18 protein-coding genes are annotated in these 20,442 nt (G+C 49.2%); 13 read left to right on the top strand and 5 right to left on the bottom strand.

Translation table 11 applies throughout. The features are described from left to right. Positions 1-27 precede the first annotated feature (27 nt). Positions 28-1,794, top strand: coding sequence for a methyl-accepting chemotaxis protein (locus GC097_RS17465; protein ID WP_171684573.1), 1,767 nt, complete (start codon positions 28-30; stop codon positions 1,792-1,794). A gap of 12 nt (positions 1,795-1,806) precedes the next feature. Here the strand turns inward: GC097_RS17465 and GC097_RS17460 are convergent, their stop codons facing one another. The 5 genes from GC097_RS17460 to GC097_RS17440 are packed head-to-tail and all read right to left on the bottom strand — an operon-like array spanning position 1,807 to position 7,865. After that, positions 1,807-2,901: a GerAB/ArcD/ProY family transporter gene (locus tag GC097_RS17460; protein WP_171684572.1), complete on the bottom strand. Its 1,095-nt coding sequence runs from the start codon at positions 2,899-2,901 to the stop codon at positions 1,807-1,809. Between the two features lie 32 nt (positions 2,902-2,933). Further along, entirely contained in the window at positions 2,934-4,061 is a 1,128-nt protein-coding gene (locus GC097_RS17455; RefSeq protein WP_171684571.1) for a Ger(x)C family spore germination protein, read from the bottom strand. A gap of 32 nt (positions 4,062-4,093) precedes the next feature. Further along, the gene (locus tag GC097_RS17450) at positions 4,094-5,209 is read right to left on the bottom strand and encodes a Ger(x)C family spore germination protein (RefSeq protein WP_171684570.1); all 1,116 of its coding nucleotides are present in this window, start codon (positions 5,207-5,209) and stop codon (positions 4,094-4,096) included. Further along, positions 5,206-6,306, bottom strand: a complete 1,101-nt coding sequence (locus tag GC097_RS17445) for a GerAB/ArcD/ProY family transporter (RefSeq protein ID WP_171684569.1) — start codon at positions 6,304-6,306, stop codon at positions 5,206-5,208. The genes GC097_RS17450 and GC097_RS17445 overlap by 4 nt, the downstream gene beginning before the upstream one ends. Beyond that, positions 6,303-7,865 carry a spore germination protein gene (locus GC097_RS17440; RefSeq protein ID WP_171684568.1) on the bottom strand — a complete coding sequence of 521 codons (1,563 nt, stop codon included), beginning with the start codon at positions 7,863-7,865 and terminating at the stop codon, positions 6,303-6,305. Before GC097_RS17440 ends, GC097_RS17445 begins: the two co-directional genes overlap by 4 nt. A 177-nt stretch (positions 7,866-8,042) precedes the next feature. On the opposite strand from GC097_RS17440, the gene GC097_RS17435 reads away from it, so the two are divergent. From GC097_RS17435 to kdpC, 12 genes are all read left to right on the top strand, one after another. Then, positions 8,043-9,314, top strand: coding sequence for an MFS transporter (locus GC097_RS17435; protein ID WP_171684567.1), 1,272 nt, complete (start codon positions 8,043-8,045; stop codon positions 9,312-9,314). A 74-nt stretch (positions 9,315-9,388) separates the two neighbouring features. Then, positions 9,389-10,492, top strand: a complete 1,104-nt coding sequence (locus tag GC097_RS17430) for an NADH:flavin oxidoreductase (protein ID WP_171684566.1) — start codon at positions 9,389-9,391, stop codon at positions 10,490-10,492. Between the two features lie 51 nt (positions 10,493-10,543). Further along, positions 10,544-11,116 (top strand): TetR/AcrR family transcriptional regulator, encoded by a 573-nt coding sequence (locus GC097_RS17425; protein ID WP_171684565.1) that lies wholly within the window; start codon positions 10,544-10,546, stop codon positions 11,114-11,116. Between the two features lie 140 nt (positions 11,117-11,256). Beyond that, complete coding sequence (locus GC097_RS17420) at positions 11,257-11,775, top strand: TetR/AcrR family transcriptional regulator (RefSeq protein ID WP_171684564.1); 519 nt, start codon at positions 11,257-11,259, stop codon at positions 11,773-11,775. 77 nt (positions 11,776-11,852) lie between these two features. After that, positions 11,853-12,419: an NAD(P)H-dependent oxidoreductase gene (locus GC097_RS17415; RefSeq protein WP_171684563.1), complete on the top strand. Its 567-nt coding sequence runs from the start codon at positions 11,853-11,855 to the stop codon at positions 12,417-12,419. A 168-nt stretch (positions 12,420-12,587) separates the two neighbouring features. Beyond that, positions 12,588-14,417, top strand: a complete 1,830-nt coding sequence (gene kimA, locus GC097_RS17410; RefSeq protein ID WP_171684562.1) for a potassium transporter KimA — start codon at positions 12,588-12,590, stop codon at positions 14,415-14,417. 503 nt (positions 14,418-14,920) lie between these two features. Beyond that, positions 14,921-15,340, top strand: coding sequence for a hypothetical protein (locus tag GC097_RS17405; RefSeq protein WP_171684561.1), 420 nt, complete (start codon positions 14,921-14,923; stop codon positions 15,338-15,340). A gap of 96 nt (positions 15,341-15,436) precedes the next feature. Further along, complete coding sequence (locus tag GC097_RS17400; RefSeq protein ID WP_246294295.1) at positions 15,437-15,853, top strand: hypothetical protein; 417 nt, start codon at positions 15,437-15,439, stop codon at positions 15,851-15,853. 126 nt (positions 15,854-15,979) lie between these two features. Further along, positions 15,980-16,057 (top strand): potassium-transporting ATPase subunit F, encoded by a 78-nt coding sequence (locus GC097_RS35280; protein WP_171684604.1) that lies wholly within the window; start codon positions 15,980-15,982, stop codon positions 16,055-16,057. Positions 16,058-16,087: 30 nt separating this feature from the next. Continuing rightward, a complete protein-coding gene (kdpA, locus tag GC097_RS17390) occupies positions 16,088-17,764 on the top strand; it encodes a potassium-transporting ATPase subunit KdpA (protein WP_171684603.1) in 1,677 nt (558 codons plus the stop codon). Between the two features lie 23 nt (positions 17,765-17,787). After that, a complete protein-coding gene (gene kdpB, locus GC097_RS17385; RefSeq protein ID WP_171684560.1) occupies positions 17,788-19,830 on the top strand; it encodes a potassium-transporting ATPase subunit KdpB in 2,043 nt (680 codons plus the stop codon). Between the two features lie 21 nt (positions 19,831-19,851). Beyond that, positions 19,852-20,415 (top strand): potassium-transporting ATPase subunit KdpC, encoded by a 564-nt coding sequence (gene kdpC / locus GC097_RS17380; RefSeq protein ID WP_171684559.1) that lies wholly within the window; start codon positions 19,852-19,854, stop codon positions 20,413-20,415. Positions 20,416-20,442: the final 27 nt, after the last annotated feature.

The raw sequence follows: 20,442 nt of genomic DNA, 5'->3' as shown, positions 1-20,442 counted from the left end.
ACAGTTGATAAAATGGGGGGATACGGGATGAATTTGGACAGGTTCAACACCTTAAGCTTCAGACTGATTTTGTCGTTGGTGATAAGTATGATGTTAAGCGCCTCGATTACAGGTTATCAAACTTATTTGTTTGCGAAGCATCAAGTGGAAAGCAACAAAGAAGAGCTGATGAATCTAGCAGAAACGGCGGCAGCTATTCTGGATAATTTGGATAGAGCCGTTAAAGAGTTTGGACTGCCTCTTCAGAAAGCACAGGAGATGGCAAAGGACACGCTGGCAGGCAAAATCGTTAAGCTGTCGGACGAGGGGGTGCCCATTCGGGACTACAAGAGTTCGCATTTTCTCTTCAAGGAGAGCGGTTATGTCTTTGCACTGGACAGCCAACAAAATTCGGTCATGCATCCTTTGGGAAAAGAAGGTGTGAACTTAAGCGATGTCGTGATGGACGGAAAGTATATCATGCAGGACTTGGTCAAGGTGAGCAAAAATGAAAAAGCGGAGGAGAGATTTTACGTATACAATTGGATGAACAGCGGCGAGAGCCAGCCTCGGGAGAAAATGGCTTATGTGACCCGGTTTGAGCCTTGGGACTGGAGCATCTGCATTGGCGCTTACACCGAAGAGTTCTATGACGGCACACGCGCAATGGTTGTTCGCAATGTTTCAACCTTACTGATCGTTTCGGTGATTTGCGCGATGTTCCCGATATGGGTGAGCCGTAAAGATGTCAAATTAATTAGCCGCATTCGGAGCAACATGGTGAGAGTGGCGAAAGGAGATTTGAATGGCCAGCCGATTGCTACGTCATCCTCGAGCGATATCGGAAAACTGGCCGCTGATGTGGATAGAGCCATAGCTTCGATTCGCGACTTAATCCGGAATACCAAAGAAATTGTTTTGGCGCTTTCCGGATCTTCATCTGTCATTTCGGACTCGGCAACCGCCAATGCGAATGCATCCGATTTGATTGCTTCAAGTACAAATTCCCTGAATCAGAAGAGCAAAGATACCATCACAAGTCTAAGCGAAACGGTGAAAGCCGTCAGTGAAATCGCCGTAGGAATTAATAAAATTGCCGAGAATGCAGGTTCTGTTTCCGATTCTTCAAACAGCGTCGTAAACAATGCGGCTAAGGGCAATCAACAAATTACGGATCTGAAAGCGCATATCGGGACGGTTGAAGCCGGAAACGTCGACTTCCTTGCGGCGCTGGATACTTTGCGGAATAGATACAAGCAGATCGATTTGATTATCAAAACCATCGCAACGATTTCCAGTCAGACGAATCTTTTATCTTTAAATGCTTCGATTGAAGCGGCCAGAGCGGGTGAGAGCGGAAGAGGCTTTGCCGTCGTAGCCGCTGAGATTAAAACGCTGGCGGACCAGACGAAACGTTCGGCCCATGAAATTGAAACGATCATCTCTCTGATCAGCGGCGATATCGACACGACATCCAGCATAGCGGCCCAGAATACAGAGGGCATTGATCACTGCGTGGCTCAAACCGATAAGGTCTCCGTTGTATTCGGCCGGATTACGGCTGAGATTGAGCGAATATCGGCGCAGCTCATCGATTTGTCCGAAGTGGCGGAGCACATTTCGGCGAATGCCGAGGAGATTAGCGCTACGAATGAGACGATGCTGGAGATAGCGCAAGGATTCGCGGCCGGTACATCAGACGTTCTCACTAGAGCCAATGATCAGGTTGCAACAACTGCCAAGATTCAACAGGAAGTGAATACGCTTGGTAAAATTACGGAGGATTTGACGGCAAACGTAAACAATTTCTCCTAAGCGGCTTCGCAATTAGGACCGCTTTATCTTTTTCTTGCGTAGCCAGAGATACATCAGCAAGCTTACAGGGGCTATATATTCAATCCCGATAGAAAATCTCGCCAGCCATCTTTCCATGATGCCATTCTGATTAAAAGTAGGCATGAGCAGAAAGGTGACAAGGGCGAGAAGAAGACAGAGCACACGCAAAGCATTGCGATGATCCTCCTTGTTCAGCAGCCAACTTGTGCAAAATGCGAATGTATGGAAGGTGGAAATCCAGGACAATGAGAACATGAAGATATAAAAGGAGATAAAAACAACTTCGATCCGTTCGATGAATTTAAATTCAATGTTTTTCAGTACGCTAACGACGGGTTCGTTATATTCCTTAATTTCGTTTGGAGTGAAATAGACGAAACAGATCAGTGTGATCAGGAGGAACACGAGCATCGACATGGTATTAGAGATCAAGACACCGGCCGTCGCTTGCTGCTTATGCAGCAGAAATGGATATAAGATCAATAGGATTCCTGTCCCGCTAAAAGAAAGGAGGGCTGCTCCCGCTGCATGGAACACAGGCAGCCAACCTTCTTTGAGCACAGGCAGCAGGTAGAGCCACTGAGCGTCTTTAAGCGTTAGCAAATAAGCGAACGGTATCCACATGGAAATAAAAAAAACAAGCTCAGCGTACCGCCCTATGATGCGAATGCCATTACGGGCAATCGTGTAAGTGGGAATCAGCAGCAAAGACATAATCTTAAAGGCAGAGGTTTGTGGAAGGAGCCACTGTTTCACATAGAGAATCGTCCTCGTAATTCCGACGTAGCCATATAGAAAGAAGTAAAAGGCGAGAATCACAGCTCCGATCCTCCCGGCCCAAGGGCCAAAGTAGTGGGCTAAAAGATCCAGAATGGTACCATCCGGATATTTCTTCATCACCTGAACAACGATTAAATTTGCCGCCAAATTGATCATCCAAACGATGAGAATGCCGATCCAGCCGTCCGTTCCGGCGCGCTGTGCCAGGAGCTGAGGAAGGGCCAGCAAGCCTACGCTCACTTGAGCACCGGAAAGGATACAGATGAATTGCATAAGAGTGATCTCATTATAAGCATATTTCTTCAATTCCTATCCTCCTTCCAGATCTTCCGGCAGCCTTACTTGACGGGTCCCATTGCATCAACTGTTACTTTGAGCTTAACTCGAATGTCCGCATCGGAAAGGGCTTTGCCCCAATCGTTTTTCGCTCTTTTATATTCCTCATATTCGAAGGCTCTGGCATGCAGGCCAAGTCCGATCGGATCAATAGCGTTTTGCTGTATTTTCTTGATCAGGCTGTCGAATTGCTTTAACATTTGTTCGCTGATTTTTTGCTCAAGCTCTGGAGCATTTTTCTCTACATCGTGGGGAAAAAGCATTTCGTATAGGCTGATTTTCATTCTTATGTAAATATCGAAACGAAACTTTCCTTTATTTGAGGAGGTTCGCGCTTTCGTTTCCGTTTTCGTCTGATCGGTAGAAAAGCTGATTTTGTCGGTATGGAACGGGCCTTTTTGGGTCTCTCCGGGAATGGTAACGGTTATACTGGCGGATTTCTCCACCTTATTTTGCAAAATCCGGAGGAGAACCGTTTCCGCAACATCTAAGGAAGCGACATATTTCCCTTTATGATTCAAAAGCGCCGTTCCGTTCAATTTAATATTTTTGCTGGCGTCCAGACTAACCTCAGAGATGGCAGGGGTTATTCCTTTCTCGTATATTTGCCGGTGCAATTCCTGTACGCTCGTTTTCACCGTTTCGGCTTTGGAGCTCTTTGTATCCACCATTCCGCGCAGCAGGATGGGAAGAAGGGGTTGATCCTTGGGATTCAAGTAGATGAGCTCCTCCAGTGGGCCGTCATACACGAGGACTCGGTTTGAAACTGTGTTTTTGGGATCACGGAATAAGACATCCAACATCTGAAACCAGTCCTCCTGCATAAGCATCCGTTTACCGACGAGGAAGACTTGATAGTTCTTGCCTGAGAAAACACCTGCCGAATGGGCATCCTGTTTGGATCTTGACTGACGAAAGGAAGGTGCCCGCACCTCCGTTTCCTGTGTTTTCTTCTTTACATTTTTGTTGAACACCGGGAACGTCGAGTACATGATCGGCTCGTTGTCTTGCCCTAGATCCAAACCGAGCGTCAAGGGAATCGAGGCATTTTCCATATCCAACCGGTCACTGCAGCCTGGCAGAATGGCCAATAAGGCTAAAAGCAGGACATACTGCAGTAGCTTGTTCATAGACCATCCCCCTTTTTCTTCGTTCATGATTGTCACTTTACAGCCCCCATATTGTCTATACTCACTTTGACAGTTACGTTAATGGCTGCCTGCGATAGCACTTCCCCCCACTGATCTTCAACTTTTTTGTAAGGCTTATAGGCGAAGGCCTGCGCTTGAATGCCTAGTCCGATCGGATCAATGCGATGGGATTGAATTTTGCTAATGAGGCGCACAAGCTGCTTTTGTAGCTCCAAGGCAATCGCCTTCTCCAGTTCCGCAGATTTATTTTTCACATCATATGGAAACAATCGTTCTGTTAAGCCGACGGAGAGACGGACAGCAAAATCGAATTGAAAGTTATCATCATGGAAGTAAGTTTTAATTGTCGTCTTGACCTTATCGGTGTTGAAACTTAATCTGTCGGCATTAAGCGGGCCTCGTTTGGGATGGCCTGGTATGGCAAGCGTCAAGCTAACCGCACTTTTGGCCTCATTTTGCAAAATTTTCATCAGGATGGTCTCTTGCGCATCCAGGGAATCGACATATTTGCCCCCATGATCCAGTAGGGCAGAGCCGCTTAGTCTAATTTCGTGATCCAAGCGAACTTCAGCGATAGAGGGTGTTTTCCCTTTTTCAAATCGCAGCCGGTGCATATCTTGAAAGGTTGTTTTTACGGTTTCCGATCTCCCGCTCTTCGTATCCACCATGCCCCGAAGCAGCAGAGGAAGGAACGGTTCATCCTTTTGATTCAGAAAAACGAGTTCGGACAGTGGCCCATCGTACAGGATCAGTCTGCTGGTTAAGGGGTTCTTCGCATCGCGGGAAAAAACGTCCAGTATCCTAAACCAGTCATCATGCTCCACAAGACGTTTACTGACAAGCATGACAAGCAGCTTCCTGCCTTGAAAAACGGTAGGCCAATGGGCGTCCGATTCTTGTCTTGTCTGTCCGAGCGATTGAGCGGTGACGGCAAGCTTATAGGTTTTCTTCCGGGCACTATTGCTGAATACAGGGAGCGCAACATAGGTGCGCAGGTTGTTCTTCTCATCGAGATCAAAACCGGCGAGAAGCGGGAACGCGGCATCTTCGAGATCCAATCGATCATTGCATCCTGAAGAGCTGATCATGACGGCAATTAACAGGAGACCAAGCCAGCGTTTGTTCATGCGTTCTTCCTCCGGGAGAGACGGTCAAGCAGCCAGAGACACATGAGCAGAAGTAGGGGAAAGGCGTATTCAACGCCGATACCGACGCGTAGGAAGAGTCGCTCCAAGTTTTCATTTTGATGTAAAGTCGGTATGTAAAAGTAGGAGCCTACGGCTAGAATTAGCAATAGGACGCGGAAGTGATTACGCTCACTCTGCATCCCTGTCAGCCAATTGGTGCAGTATGCGCACATGTACAGAGCAGGAATCCAGCCAAGGGAAAATATTAACAGATAGAGCGCAATAAAGATGACCTCAATCCTCTCTACAAATTTGAATTCAATGACCCTTAATACATTGATCGCGGGTTCATTGTAGGTAGCAATTTCGTCAGGACTGAAATACACGTAGCAAACCATCGTCACGAACAGATGCAGGAGCAGTGTCAATGTATTGGAAATGGTTATGACTTTTGAAGCTTGCCGCTTATTCTGTAAGTAGGGGTACAAAATAAAGGTGGTTGCAAAGCCCAGAAAGCAATAAAGCCCAAACGGAAGGCCTGCGCTTATAGGTCGCCAGCCTTCCCCCGCGATGGGAAGCAAATGAAGCCAGTGAGCCTCTTTCAGCGGAAGTAAATAAACAAATGGAATCCATAACGAAAGGAGCCCGGTAATCTCTGCGTATCTGCCTATGACTCTTATACCCGAAATGGCGACTACATACGTGGGAATCAGCAGCATCAGGATAATTAAATAGGCGGACGTTTGCGGTAAGAGCCATTCTTTGGTAATCAGCGTCGTTTGAATAAGGGAGCTGTATGCAAAATAAAGGAGATAGAGAAAAAGTGCGATTGCGGCTGCTCTCCCGGCCCACTTCCCTCCATAACTCGTTAACAGATCCAGTAAAGTACCCTCTGGCTGTCGGCTCATCACCTTAATAATAGCCAAGCTTGCAAGCACGGTGATGAACCAACAGATGATGAGCGAGATCCATCCGTCCGTGCCTGCTTCCTCGAATAAGATGCGTGGTAGAGCAAGAAAAAAGACGCTCACTTGCATGCCTGTATTAATCAGGATGTATTGCAGGCTGGTAATCTTATTTTTCGCAGATCCACTCATTCCCCATCACCTTTTGGACGATTATTTCCCAGTCTCGTTGGTTGAATGGCTCTGGTGGACACAGGGCGCTTGCGCATGATCCAAACCGGCAATCGTACGAAGGCATCCTTCCAATCAACAAAGCGAATCGGCGCGATAGGAGTGCTGTAAGGCGTCCCGAGCGACTCGAGGGCAATGAGATGTCCGATCATGGTCATCATGCCGATAACGATGCCGACAAATCCGAACATGGAAGCCGCAATCATCATGGCAAAGCGGATGAGGCGAATCGCTGCGACCATGTCATAATTGGGAAGGATGAAAGAGGCGATCGCGGTAAAAGAGACGACAATCACCATGATATTGTTGATGAGTCCCGCTTGTACAATCGCTTGTCCGATGACAATGCCGCCAACAATTCCAACCGTTTGCCCGACAGGAGCAGGCAAGCGTATGCCTGCTTCGCGCATCATTTCCAGTGTAATCTCCATGATGACAGCCTCCACGAATGGAGGAAACGGCACCTTTCCTCTGAACTCCCCAATGGTGAGCAGCAGCTTCACAGGTATAATCTCAAAGTGGTAGGAAATAACGGCAATATAGAATGCCGGTAAAAACACAGCAATGAAAAAGGCGAACATTCTTAACAGGCGTATAAAAGTAGCAATCGACCAGCGTGTGCTGTAGTCGTCGACGGCTTGGAAAAAGGAAGTGAAGGTAGCAGGACCAACAATGACGCTAGGAGAGCGATCCACGACGACGACAATTCTTCCTTGCAATATTTGTGAAGCGGCTGCATCGGGCCTTTCTGTCAATATAAATTGGGGGAAAGGCGAGTAGGGATTATCCTCGATATATTCCGCCAGTTCACCGGTGTTGATCACGGTATCGACATCTAATCTGGCAAGCCGGTCTTCTAACTCCTGAAGAACCTCGGGATGCGCGACATCCGCCAGGTAGAGAGCAGAGATGGTGGAATTGGATCTTCGTCCTATGGTGAACTCCTTTATTTTCAATTCCCTATTGGCAATATAGCGCCGGATTAAGGCGATATTTTGCGTTCCCGTCTCGACAAAGCCTTGATGCGCGCCTTTTATGGAGGCTTCCATGGAAGGATCCTCGATTGCGCGCTGCGGCCATCCTTGCGTATCCAAGGCATACGTCTCCAAACGCCCGTTCACAAAAAGTACGCTGCGCCCTTGCAAGATCGCATTCTCGATCTGAGGCCATGCGTTCAATTTGTGAATTTGACCGATCGATAACCGGAAGCTGCCGTCGGGGCCCGTTATTTCGGAATCGAATTGAAGCGGCCGCATCACATTATTGTTGATTGAGTTTTTATCGACAAGTCCTTGCAGGTAGACAAGCGCTGCTTGCTCCTCTGTATATGAGATCGTGAATTCCCGTATAACGAGATCGGGAGATAACGTAAAAATAGTACGAAGCACCGATAAGTTCTGTGACAAAGAAAGATCAAGGAAATCGTTATAAGATTGAGGTTGAGCTTGAGCTTGAGCTTGAGGATTTGCTCGTTGAACTGTGCGGTACTTTTTTCCTAAAAACCAATTCGAGTATCGCATCGTGGGTGACTCCGTTCTGTATAATCTTTTTGTGTATTTTGTTCATATTTGGTAAAAGTATGCAGGGTTTTAGGCGCGCCGGGATGTCTTTTCATTGACATGATTGAATGGCATCGTGTATCATACAATTTATATTTGGGAACGATCATTCTCAATCAATAGCAGGGGGTGAAGGAGATGACAACAGAAAGTCAGGTTTCAAGATTTTATTACGGGTGGGTCGTCATCGGCATTGTGTTCCTGACGCTGCTGGTGGCCGCAGGTATCAGTTCGTTTCCAAGCGTTCTTATTCAATCTCTTGAACAAGAATTCGGCTGGACCCGCGCATCGATTTCAGGCGTTATTTCGATTCGAATATTGCTGTACGGGTTAATTGGACCTTTCTCGGCTGCTATGCTGGCCAAATTCGGTGTTCGCCGAACGATGGTCTCCGCGATATTCCTAATGCTCCTGTCTTTAGGGTTTACACCGTTTATTACCGCAGTATGGCAGCTTATGCTGCTGTGGGGCATTCTAGGCGGTATTGGCACGGGGGCGATGGCGAATGTCCTAGGCGTAACCGTTGCGAATCGTTGGTTCGTTAAGCACAAAGGATTGGTCATTGGCTTGCTGACAGCCAGTGCGGCGACCGGACAACTGCTGTTTCTCCCCTTGTTAGCCAAGATTACAAGTGAGAACGGATGGCGCAATGCCATTTATGTGATTATGGCGGCGCTTCTGGTGCTGCTGCCTGTCATTGCGATCTGGATGAGAAATCACCCGTATGATGTGGGGGCGGCACCTCTGGGCACAACGGAGATCGTTAAACCGGCGCCTTTCCAAGGAAATTTGCTGCTTACCCCGATTCGAACGCTGCTCTCGGTGATGCGGAGCGGGACGTTCTGGCTGCTGGCAGGCACCTTCTTCTTTTGCGGCTTCTCAACGAACGGTTTGATCGGTACGCATTTGATTGCAGCCTGCGGGGATAGCAACATCCCCATCATTACTGCCGCAGGATTACTCGCTCTGATGGGCATATTCGATCTTGTAGGGACGACATTTTCAGGATGGCTGTCGGATCGCTTCGATAGCAGATGGCTGCTGTTCTGGTACTACGGATTGCGCGGTTTATCGCTGATCTTCCTTCCTTACGCACTGGGTGCCGGGTATACGCAGCTTACGATCTTCGCGGTTTTTTACGGCTTGGACTGGATCGCAACCGTTCCGCCGACAGCGAAGCTGACATCCGATACGTTCGGCAGAGAGAAAGCCGGTATGATTTTCGGTTGGATTCTAGTGGCTCACCAAGCTGGTGCTTCTACGGCCGCTTACGGCGCAGGCTTCCTGCGTGAACTGCTTGGCAGCTATACGGTGCCGTTTGTAGCCGCGGGCTTCGTTTGCTTGCTTGCAGCGATTATAGCGCTGAGAATTCGCAAGAATAAGGCCGCAGTTGCCATATCCGCAGTTTAACAAATAATTCGGCAAAACGAAGGAGAAAGTAACAATAACGATCGTGATAAAGCAAGATATATGGAGGGATTCCCATGAGTATTAGTCACAAGCAATCCGTTCAACCGCTGTTTCAACCCATTACGTTAAATCAGCTGATCTTATCCAATCGTATTGTAATGGCTCCTATGACCAGAAGCTTTTCTCCGAATGGCGTACCGGGAGCGGATGTTGCCGCCTATTATCGCAGACGGGCGGAGAATGGCGTCGGCCTGATCGTGACGGAAGGCACCGTCATCGACCATCCTGCTGCGACAGGCGACCCCAACATTCCCAATTTCCATGGGGAAGCCGCGTTGAACGGCTGGGCTCATGTTGTAAAAGAAGTGCATAAGGCCGGAGGGAAAATTGTTCCCCAGCTTTGGCACGTAGGGATCACCAGGAGGACTCGCTCTGAGCCGAATTTGGATGCGCCGTCGATCTCCCCTTCAGGCATTGATCTAATGGGAGAAAAAGCCGGCGAGCCCATGACGGAAGCGGAGATTGCCGACATCATCAAAGCTTTTGCGGAAGGCGCTGCGAACGCAAAGCGGCTTGGCTTCGACGGCGTGGAACTGCATGGCGCGCACGGCTATTTGATCGATCAGTTTTTTTGGGAAAAAACGAATCGACGGACAGACCGCTACGGAGGCGACTTGGTTGCGCGGACCCGTTTTGCCGTGGAGATCATCGAAGCTTGCCGCCAAGCGGTCGGACCGGACTTCCCCATTATTCTGCGATTCTCGCAGTGGAAAGTGGGTTCCTATGACGCTAAGCTGGCCAAAACGCCTGAGGAGCTGGCTCAGTTTCTGGCACCGCTGGTGGAAGCGGGCGTGGATATCTTCGATTGCTCCACCCGCCGCTTCTGGGAGCCGGAGTTCCCGGGATCGGAGCTGAACCTTGCAGGCTGGACCAAGAAGCTGACAGGCAAACCCACGATCACCGTCGGTTCCGTAGGGCTTGAATCCGAGCCATCCCATCCCAAAGACGAACACGAAATGGTCGACGAATTGGTGGAGCGGCTTGCTCGGGACGAGTTTGACCTTGCCGCAATCGGCCGCGCCATCTTGGCAGATCCGGCTTGGGCTGTCAAAATTCGCGACGGCCGGGACAACGAGCTGGTCCGGTACACTTCGGATCGGTTGACCACCCTGTTCTAGTTGCAAGAGGACCGAAATGCTATACTAATCTCTGTATGAAGGGGGTAGCGTATGGCTAGAAACAGAGAGTTTGAAGTCAACACCGTGCTGGGTAAAGCGATGGACGTATTCTGGGAGAAAGGCTATGAAAAAACATCCATGCAGGATTTAGTCACGGAAATGGGCGTCCACCGAAGAAGCATCTATGATACCTTCGGGGGCAAACATGAGCTGTTTATGAAGGTTATCGACCGGTATGACGAATTCATAGATACTACGATACACCGTCATGCAGATGAACATACTTCTCCCAAACAAGCGATTAGATATATGTTTGAACGGGCGATTCGAAAAAAGGAACCCTCCAAAGGCTGTTTAATGGTCAACACCGCTGTGGAGTTGGCTATCCATGATGAGGAAGCCGCGGCGAAGGTAAATCTGAGCTTTACCAAAACGGAGGCGCATCTGCTGGAGCTTGTTCAGTTAGCCCAAAAGACTGGGGAAATTGCCGGTCAACACGACGCCGTCAAGCTTTCGCAGTTTTTGAACAATGCCTTGCTAGGGCTGCGAGTATTGGTGAAAACCACGGACGACAGGGAGAAACTGCAAGGCATCGTGGACACAACGTTGTCCGTGCTCGATTAGGAGAACCATGGCACGGGGATTGCAGGGGAAGTTGCTGCAAGAGAAGCATTGCAATTTCCATCCAAGTGTTTTATACTAAGCTCAGTTAGTGATTGATCAATCACTAACTGAGCTTTTCTACGGAGAGGAGGCAGCGGCAATTGGTTAAAGGCGTAACGTCGTCCGATAGACGCAATGATATTATTTCTGCTGCAGTCGAAGTGTTTGCCGAATTCGGTTATTATCGTGCAACCACTGCACAGGTCGCGGAACGTGCCGCTATCTCACAGCCCTATGTATATCGTTTCTTTACGAAGGAGTCGCTGCTCGTAGCCGCTCTTGAACTCTCCTGGCAGCGTATCCTTCAGGCTTTTCAGCATGTTAAGGAAACTGCATCGCCAGAGCTTCTGGAGGATGGCTTCACCCAGGCCTACGAAGGGATTATGCATTCCTACCGACATGAGATATTGCTGCAAATGCAGGCGCAGACGATCCAGGAAGCACCTATCCGTGCGGCGATGAAGCAGGGAGTGAGCGATGTAAAGCAGTTCGTGCTGCAAGCTTTTGAGGAGGCTGGGATTCAAGAGGCAGAGGCGCGGACGTCTGATTTTTTGGCCAGAGGTATGCTGTGCAACGTTTCGTTGGCGCTGGATATGCCGGATTTGATGGTAAAGAGATAGCCGTAAAAAATTTTTTCAATATTAGTAATTGGTCAATCAATAATAAATTATATTCGAATTCGAGAGGAGCATTCCCCATGAATCATCTTATTGTTTACGCACATCCGTCTAAAGTGAGTTTTAATCACGCTATTTTACAAACAGCTATAGAGGGTCTTCAGCAAAAGGGGCATGACGTTAGGGTTCGCGATTTATACGAAATCGGGTTCGAGCCAGCGCTCAAAAGCAGCGAAATCATCGGCGGGATCGGTGAAGATGTCTTGGAAGAGCAGGCGTATTTGAAATGGGCGGATGTCATTACCTTTATTTATCCCATTTGGTGGACGGGAATGCCAGCTATCATGAAAGGCTACATTGAGCGCGTCTTCTCCTACGGTTTTGCCTATAAGTATGTGAACGGGGTGCAGATGGGCCTGCTTAAAGGCAAAAAAGTCGTCATCCTGAACACGCAAGGCAAATCTTTGGCCGAGTATGAGGCGAGTGGCATGCAGCAGGCGCTCCGGCTGACTTCTGACAAAGGAATTTTCGAGTACTGCGGATTCGAGGTGCTGTATCACATCTTTTTCGAGTCCGTTCCGGGCTCCGACGAGGCGACACGCAAGGCGTGGTTGGATCAAGTAGCAGATATGGCCAGCAAGGCTTGAGGAAAAATAGACAAGAAGAGGGTTGCTTCCAGGCAGCCCTCTTTTTGTTCGTTTTATCGGAGCTAGAAGCGGCTCTCCTTTTGTAGAAACTTGGCATTAGGATCCTTGGTTCTTATTCGATGCTACAGGGTAATTTAAGGGAGAACTTAAAAAATTGGTGGTGGTATGATGTTATTATCTGCCTTGAAAAGGTTCCTGATCGGTCAGCCGCTTAAATCGGCAGAATTAGGGGAGCAAAAACTGAATAAAACGAAAGCTCTAGCGATCCTGTCCTCTGACGCGCTGTCTTCGGTCGCCTATGGACCTGAGCAGATTCTAATTGTTCTCGTCACGATAAGCACGGTGGCACTATGGTACTCGATACCGATCGGTGTAGGTGTGCTGGTGCTTTTATTAGCCCTTATTTTGTCCTATCGGCAAATTATTTTTGCTTATCCTCATGGGGGAGGAGCCTATGTCGTTTCGAAGGAAAATCTGGGCGTAAACGCAGGCTTGCTTGCAGGGGGCTCCTTGCTGGTGGATTATATTCTAACCGTTGCGGTCAGCATTTCGGCGGGGACCGATGCCATTACTTCTGCTTTCCCACAGCTTCATCCGTACAATGTGGATATCGCCACCTTGCTCGTTGTCGCCATCACGATCTTAAATCTCAGAGGGATCACAGAGTCCGCCTCGATTTTGGCTTATCCCGTGTATTTGTTTATTTTGGCCTTGTTCATATTAATTGGCGCTGGCTTGTATAAAGGGATGACGGGAGCTGTCTCGCCGGATATGCATCCTTCTCTGGGGACGCCGGTCGCCGGCATTACCCTGTTCTTGTTATTAAAAGCTTTCGCATCCGGGAGCTCTGCCTTAACGGGGGTTGAAGCGATCTCGAATGCGATCCCTAACTTTAAAGATCCCGGACCGAACAATGCCTCCAAAACCTTAGCGGCTATGGGATTGCTGCTAGCGATTTTGTTCTCGGGCATCGTGTATTTGGCTTATGCCTACGGCATCGCGCCTAAAGCGCAGGAAACGGTCGTCTCCCAGATTGCCTCTCAAACGTTCGGGAGAAATTATATGTATTATTTCATCCAAGGTACGACGGCTATGATTCTTGTTCTGGCCGCGAACACAGGGTATTCGGCATTTCCGCTGCTGGCAGTTAATTTGGCCCGGGACAAATATATCGCCCGAATGTTCACGATTCGCGGGGACCGTTTGGGGTATTCCAACGGGATCATTTTCCTGTCGATTATGTCCATCATTCTGATCATCGCCTTCAAAGGCAGGACGGAGCATCTTATTCCGCTCTATGCCGTTGGCGTGTTCATCCCTTTTACGCTCGCGCAAACTGGGATGCTCGTCAAGTGGGTACGCGAGAAGCCAAAAGGTTGGCTTGTTAAACTAACAATCAATCTGATTGGCGCGTTGATTAGCTTTACCGTCATGCTGATCTTTTTTATAACGAAGTTGGGGCAGGTTTGGCCTGTGTTTATTTTCCTCCCCCTGATTGTCTATACGTTCCACAGAATCAAAAGGCACTATGAGGCCGTAGGCGAGCAGCTGCGAATCACGACATGTGAGCCTGCCGTCCCGATCGAAGGAAATGTGATGATCGTGCCTGTCGCGGGGATTACGCATGTGGTCGAGAATTCTTTGAACTATGCCAAATCGTTGTCGCCGGACCAGATTATTGCGGTTTATGTGGCTTTTGACCGCGACACCGAAAAGCAGTTTCAAGAGAAATGGGCGGATTGGCAGCCGGATGTGCGGTTGGTGACACTGCATTCTCACTATCGGAGCATCATTCAGCCGTTGACGAAGTTCATTGACACCGTGGAACATAAAGCGAAGGAGTCAAACTTCCGGGTAACGGTCGTGATTCCGCAGTTTATTCCGAAGAAAAGCTGGCAGCATGCTCTGCATAATCAGTCCAGCTTGCTGATCCGTGCGTTTCTGCTGTACCGGAAGGATCTGATTGTGACGACGGTGCCTTATCATTTGAAAAAGTAGGAGCAGGATTGACGCGTCCAGCAAAAAGTACAGCAAATTCGACAGATTTCTAATTTGCAGAATTTCGAGGATCTCCTGTACTTTTTGCATGTTATATCAGAGTGCGAGCTTCCTTTCAAGGCTTTTTTTGCAAACGTGCCATCCCCTCCTCAAGTGTAAAGGATGCCCTGTAAAAATGGCATAAAGAAAAGCGGGGAAACCCATAAAAATATGATAAAAAACGGCGAAAACGGGAGAAAACCGAAGCATGAATAGCGGAAACTAATGTCTCTCCAAATTGAAAGCGCGTCCACCGAACGAAAAATACGAAAATAGGCCAAATAAGAGACCACATCGCGTTTTACACTCAGGACAGCAGGAGCGTAATATTCAGAACATCAACTTCAGAGCATGTTCCTAAACGCAGAGTCCCCGCAAGGGCGCTGCCAAGTCCGAAGCCGGGAGCAGAGATTCTCTGTTCTTAGGCTTCTTTTTGTTGTCCAAAAAAGAGGAGTGTGAATCTAGTGATGGTTCCCGAATGCAAGATTACCCGAATTGAATGTTATCGCTTTGATGATGAGTTATCTGATAAGCTGCTGCCCGGGCATAACCGCGGCTGTCATTGCGGAATGATTACTCTCTCAACCAGTCTCGGAACGTGCGGTTTAGGAGATTACGCCATTCCATGCGGCAATCTGAAAGGGGATTTCGTTCAATGGGCCGCTGTATTTCAGAAGCTCAAAGGTCTTTCCCTGGAGGATGGCTTGCACTATGTCTATTTGAAAAAGGAAGCATGGGGAGCGGTTCGAACACACATGATGGAATCGGCTCTGTTAGATTTGTCCGTTAAGCTTGGACATGTATCTGCAGGCATAAGAGAACCGGATTTTCTATCCGACCGCTCCTATGTTTTTGATCATTCAGAGGCGTATATCTGTTTCTAGAGCTTCGCATTTTTATGCTTTTTTTATACGTATGCACGGTATTCTTTACCTCATTTTTATACGGTCCGGCGTTACAATGAGTCAGGAAAGGAAGCGATGAAAGTCATGCAAAGCGATTCGCTGCTCATAGCTGCGCCGACGAAGGCAGGCGAGGCGTTTATGGCACAGGTAAAGCTGGCCGGAATGCCGTTTATTGCGCTAACCAACAACAAGCCCAATAAGCGCAGGCTGGAGGCACAGGGCGTGGAACACATCATCCAAGTGGATACATTGGAACCTTGGGCCACGAATATGCCGGACTGCCCGATCGGGAACGTCATTCTGTTCGAGGAGAGTTTGCCGCTCAGCTGCCGGTATCTCCAAATTTGCCGCAGGTGGACTTCAAAGCCTATTTATGTGGTCACCCAAAGCGTAAATCCGAGATTAATTTACAAAGGGCTAGGCGCGGATTATGTCATTTATTCTAAAAATGGTGATGTCAGGTTTCTGCTGGGATCGCCCGGATTTCATTAGGAGGTGCGTTATGTACAACGATGTAACGATTGTCATCGTCATCGCAGTAACCTTTCTTGGCTTTTGGGTTTTTTTCAAATATTGCGAAAAAGCATGAGCACATGCTAACGCAGAGGAGGCAATCATGTGATTGTTATTGGAATTATTGCAGCAGCTATCATGGTATATCTCGGTTTTGTTTTGGTAAAACCGGAGAAATTTTAAACGTAAGCAGGGGGAGAACCTACTATGGGGATGGGATTGTTGCAAGTAGTCATCACACTGGGGATTATCATGCTTCTGGTGAAACCCGTGGGCAGTTACTTGGTGAAAGTATTCGGGCAGGAGAAGACTGGTCTTGATCGTCTTTTTGCTCCTTGCGAGCGTGCGGCCTATCGGTTGATGGGTGTTAATGAGAAGGAAGCGATGGGTTGGAAAAAGTATCTGGGAACCGTACTATTAGTTAACTTTGTAATGCTGCTCCTCGTGTATGCGGTATTTCGGTTGCAAAAATATTTGCCGCTTAATCCGGACGGCATCGGCAACATGCCTCCGGCATTAGCTTTTAACACGGCCGTTTCCTTCATGACCAATACCAACTGGCAGGCTTACAGCGGTGAGAACGCATTGTCCTATTTCTCGCAAATGGTGGCCATAACGTTCCTGATGTTTACATCGGCGGCAACGGGCTTCTCAGTGGCTGTAGCCTTTATCCGCGGTCTGATTGGCCGTCAAGATAATTTGGGCAACTTCTATGTCGATCTAACCAGAGCGATTACTCGCGTATTTCTGCCCTTAAGCTTCATTGTTGCCCTTGTCCTTGTTTTTCAAGGCGTTCCGCAAACCCTGCTGGGGGCAGTTCAAGCCACTACCATTGAAGGAGCCGGGCAAACGATAACGCGGGGATTGGTCGCTTCGCTGGAGTCGATCAAGCATATCGGTACGAACGGTGGCGGATGGTTCGGGACGAATGCGGCCCACCCTTTTGAGAATCCTACGCCGGTCTCCAACCTGCTCCATATCGTGTGCATGATGCTGCTGCCTACATCGCTGGTGTACGCATTCGGCCTCATGGTTAAGGACAAGAAGCAAGGCTGGACGATTTTCGCTGCCATGGGCATCATCTTCTTGGTTATGGTCGCTACGGTGTTCTATGCCGAGTACAGAGGCGTTCCTGCCGTAGATGCTTTAGGCGTACATGGCAACATGGAAGGCAAAGAAGTTCGCTTCGGACTGTCTCAGACAGCCTTGTTTACAGCCGTTACCACGGCGGCGACAACAGGCAGCGTGAATGCGATGCATGAATCGCTCACACCGCTGGGAAGCATCGCTCCATTTGCTGAAATGATGCTCAATAATGTGTTCGGCGGCAAAGGGGTCGGCCTGTTAAACGGGCTGCTGTATATGATCTTGGCAGTTTTTATTTGCGGACTGATGGTGGGGCGCACGCCTGAGTTTTTGGGGAAGAAAATCGAAGGCAAAGAAGTGAAATTAGCGGCTATCGCCATTCTGGTTCATCCGCTGATTATTTTGGCGCCGACGGCGTGGGCGCTGCTTCGCCCTGAATCCATAGCATCGATTTCCAATCAGGGGATGCACGGATTATCCGAGGTGCTGTATGCTTTCACGTCAGGTGCGGCCAATAACGGATCTGCTTTTGGCGGGCTGAGCGCAAATACGAACTTCTATAACTTGGGCATTGGCATGGTGATGCTGTTTGGTCGCTATATTTCCATTATCGTCATGCTAGCTATTGCAGGTTCTCTGGCAACGAAACGGGTAGTTCCTGTAACGACGGGCACGCTGCGCACGAATACGCCATTATTTATGGGGATTTTCATCATGATCATTGTCGTTATTGGTGCTCTGACGTTCTTCCCGGCGCTGGCATTGGGGCCGATTGCTGAACATTTGGCGGCATATGCCGGATAGGCGAGTAGAGAGGGAGGATGAACATGGCTGTGGAACGTAAAAAAACGTTAACGAGAGACATAGTGAACCAAGCAATCATAGATTCTTTTAAAAAGTTAAATCCTTGGGTGATGATGAAGAACCCGGTGATGTTTGTCGTAGAAATCGGGACGGCCATTACGCTTCTGCTCTCCTTAGTGCCGGATTTATTCGGCTCGACGGAAGTGGGGCGGGCTTATAATATCGCCGTATTCTTGATTCTGCTCTTTACGCTGCTGTTTGCCAACTTCGCAGAAGCATTGGCCGAAGGCCGGGGCAAAGCGCAGGCGGATACGCTGCGAAAGACGAAATCGGATACGAAGGCCAGGTTGGTTCATCAGGACGGCACTTATGAGGAAGTGTCTTCGACTGCTCTGCGCAAAGGAGATATCATCCGTATTGAAATCGGGGAAATTATCCCCTCTGACGGCGAAATTATCGAAGGATTAGCCTCTATTGACGAATCGGCGATTACAGGCGAGTCCGCTCCTGTCATCAAGGAGGCGGGGGGCGATTTTTCATCGGTGACGGGCGGGACGCGGGTCGCTTCCGACTACATCGTGGTCAAAGTGACGACCGATCCGGGCGAATCGTTCCTGGATCGCATGATTGCGCTCGTCGAAGGCGCCAAAAGACAGAAAACACCGAATGAGATTGCGCTAACGACACTGCTTGCGGTGTTAACTCTGATTTTCTTGATTGTCATCGTGACCATGGTTCCGATGGCTCAATATTTAGGCGTGAAATTGGAAATTTCCACATTGATTGCCCTGTTGGTATGTCTTATTCCGACGACCATCGGCGGTCTCTTGTCCGCGATCGGTATCGCGGGTATGGACCGGGTCACCCAATTCAACGTGCTGGCGATGTCCGGCAAAGCGGTTGAAGCGGCCGGCGATATTGATACGATGATTTTGGATAAAACGGGGACGATTACCTTCGGGAATCGGATGGCTTCGGAGTTCATCCCTGTGAACGGGGTGCCTGTCAAAGATTTGACGATTGCCGCCCTGCAGGCGTCTGTGAAGGACGAAACCCCGGAAGGACGCTCCATTGTGGAGTTGGCGAATAAGCTCGGCACGGCTTGGCCGGCCAGCGCCTACGAAACCGCCCAAATCGTGGAGTTCTCGGCAGATACCCGGATGTCCGGGCTGAATCTGCCAGATGGTATCCAAGTCCGCAAAGGCGCAGTAGATGCCATTCAGAAATATGCGGCCGGGCTTGGCGGCAAAATCCCTGGGGATCTTGAAGCGATCTCGAATCGAATCGCCAAGGCCGGCGGTACGCCGCTCGCGGTTGCCGTAGGCGGGCGGATTTACGGCGTGATTTACCTCAAGGACACGGTAAAGCCGGGTTTGAAGGAACGATTCGCCGAGCTGCGGGCTATGGGCATCAAAACGGTGATGTGTACAGGGGATAACCCGCTGACAGCGGCAACGATTGCGCTGGAGGCCGGCGTAGACGAGTTTATTGCCGAGGCGAAGCCGGAAGATAAAATCGCCGCGATTAAAAAAGAGCAGCAAGAGGGGAAATTGGTAGCTATGACAGGCGACGGAACGAATGACGCTCCTGCGCTTGCGCAAGCGGATGTAGGACTTGCGATGAATTCAGGAACAATGGCTGCCAAAGAAGCGGCGAACATGATCGATCTGGACTCCGATCCGACCAAGCTGCTTTCGGTCATCTCCATCGGCAAGCAGTTGCTGATAACCCGCGGTGCCTTAACGACGTTCTCCATTGCCAATGATATCGCCAAGTATTTCGCCATCATCCCTGCGATGTTTATTCTCGCCATGCCGCAGCTGCAATCTTTGAATATTATGAATCTGGCCTCGCCGGAATCGGCGATTTTATCAGCGCTTATTTTCAACGCCATCATCATTCCGCTGCTGGTTCCTATTGCTATGAAAGGCGTAAAGTACCGGGCGATGTCGGCGAATAAATTGTTGTCGCGAAATGTGCTCGTGTATGGCCTCGGCGGTGTCATTGTGCCGTTTGTCGGCATTAAAATCATCGATATGGTGCTTCATGGCTTAAACATTGTATAAAAGAAACGAGGAGATCGCGGTATGAAATCGGTTTTCATAGCTATTCGCGCGTCTGTACTGTTCATGATCGTCTGTGGGCTGATTTATCCGCTTGCAACGACAGGCGTTGCGCAGGTGTTGTTCCCCAAACAAGCCAATGGGAGTCTCATAGAATCGAATGGGGTTGTCATAGGGTCGGAATTGCTGGCCCAGGGCTTTGAGTCGCCTAAGCTTTTTCATCCCCGGGCCTCTGCGGCAGGGTATGATCCTACCGCTTCGTCCGGCTCCAATACAGCCGTAGCATCAAGCGACTATGCAGCGGCCATGCAGGAGAAAGTCGATGCATTGAAGAAAGAAAATGCTGCGCTAAGCGATATTCCCGCTGATCTTGTGACGGTGTCCGGCTCTGGCTTTGATCCGGATTTGTCGCCGGAGGGAGCTAAAGCCCAAGTGCCGAGGATTAGCAAGGAAACGGGCATTGCCGAGCGGCAGTTGAACGATCTGGTTGACCGGCAAACGAAAGCGCGGCAGCTCGGGGTTTTCGGGGAGCCCAGGGTCAATGTGACGGAACTGAATATGGAACTGCTGAAGCAAGTGAAATTGTAATCGGCAGGGAACCACTCCCACACAATG

The sequence above is a fragment of the Paenibacillus planticolens genome, assembly GCF_013141725.1.
In the GTDB taxonomy this organism is placed as follows: Bacteria; Bacillota; Bacilli; order Paenibacillales; family NBRC-103111; genus Paenibacillus_E; species Paenibacillus_E planticolens.
The sequence above is the reverse complement of the archived record's forward strand: the minus strand, read 5'-3'. Positions and strand labels throughout refer to the sequence as shown.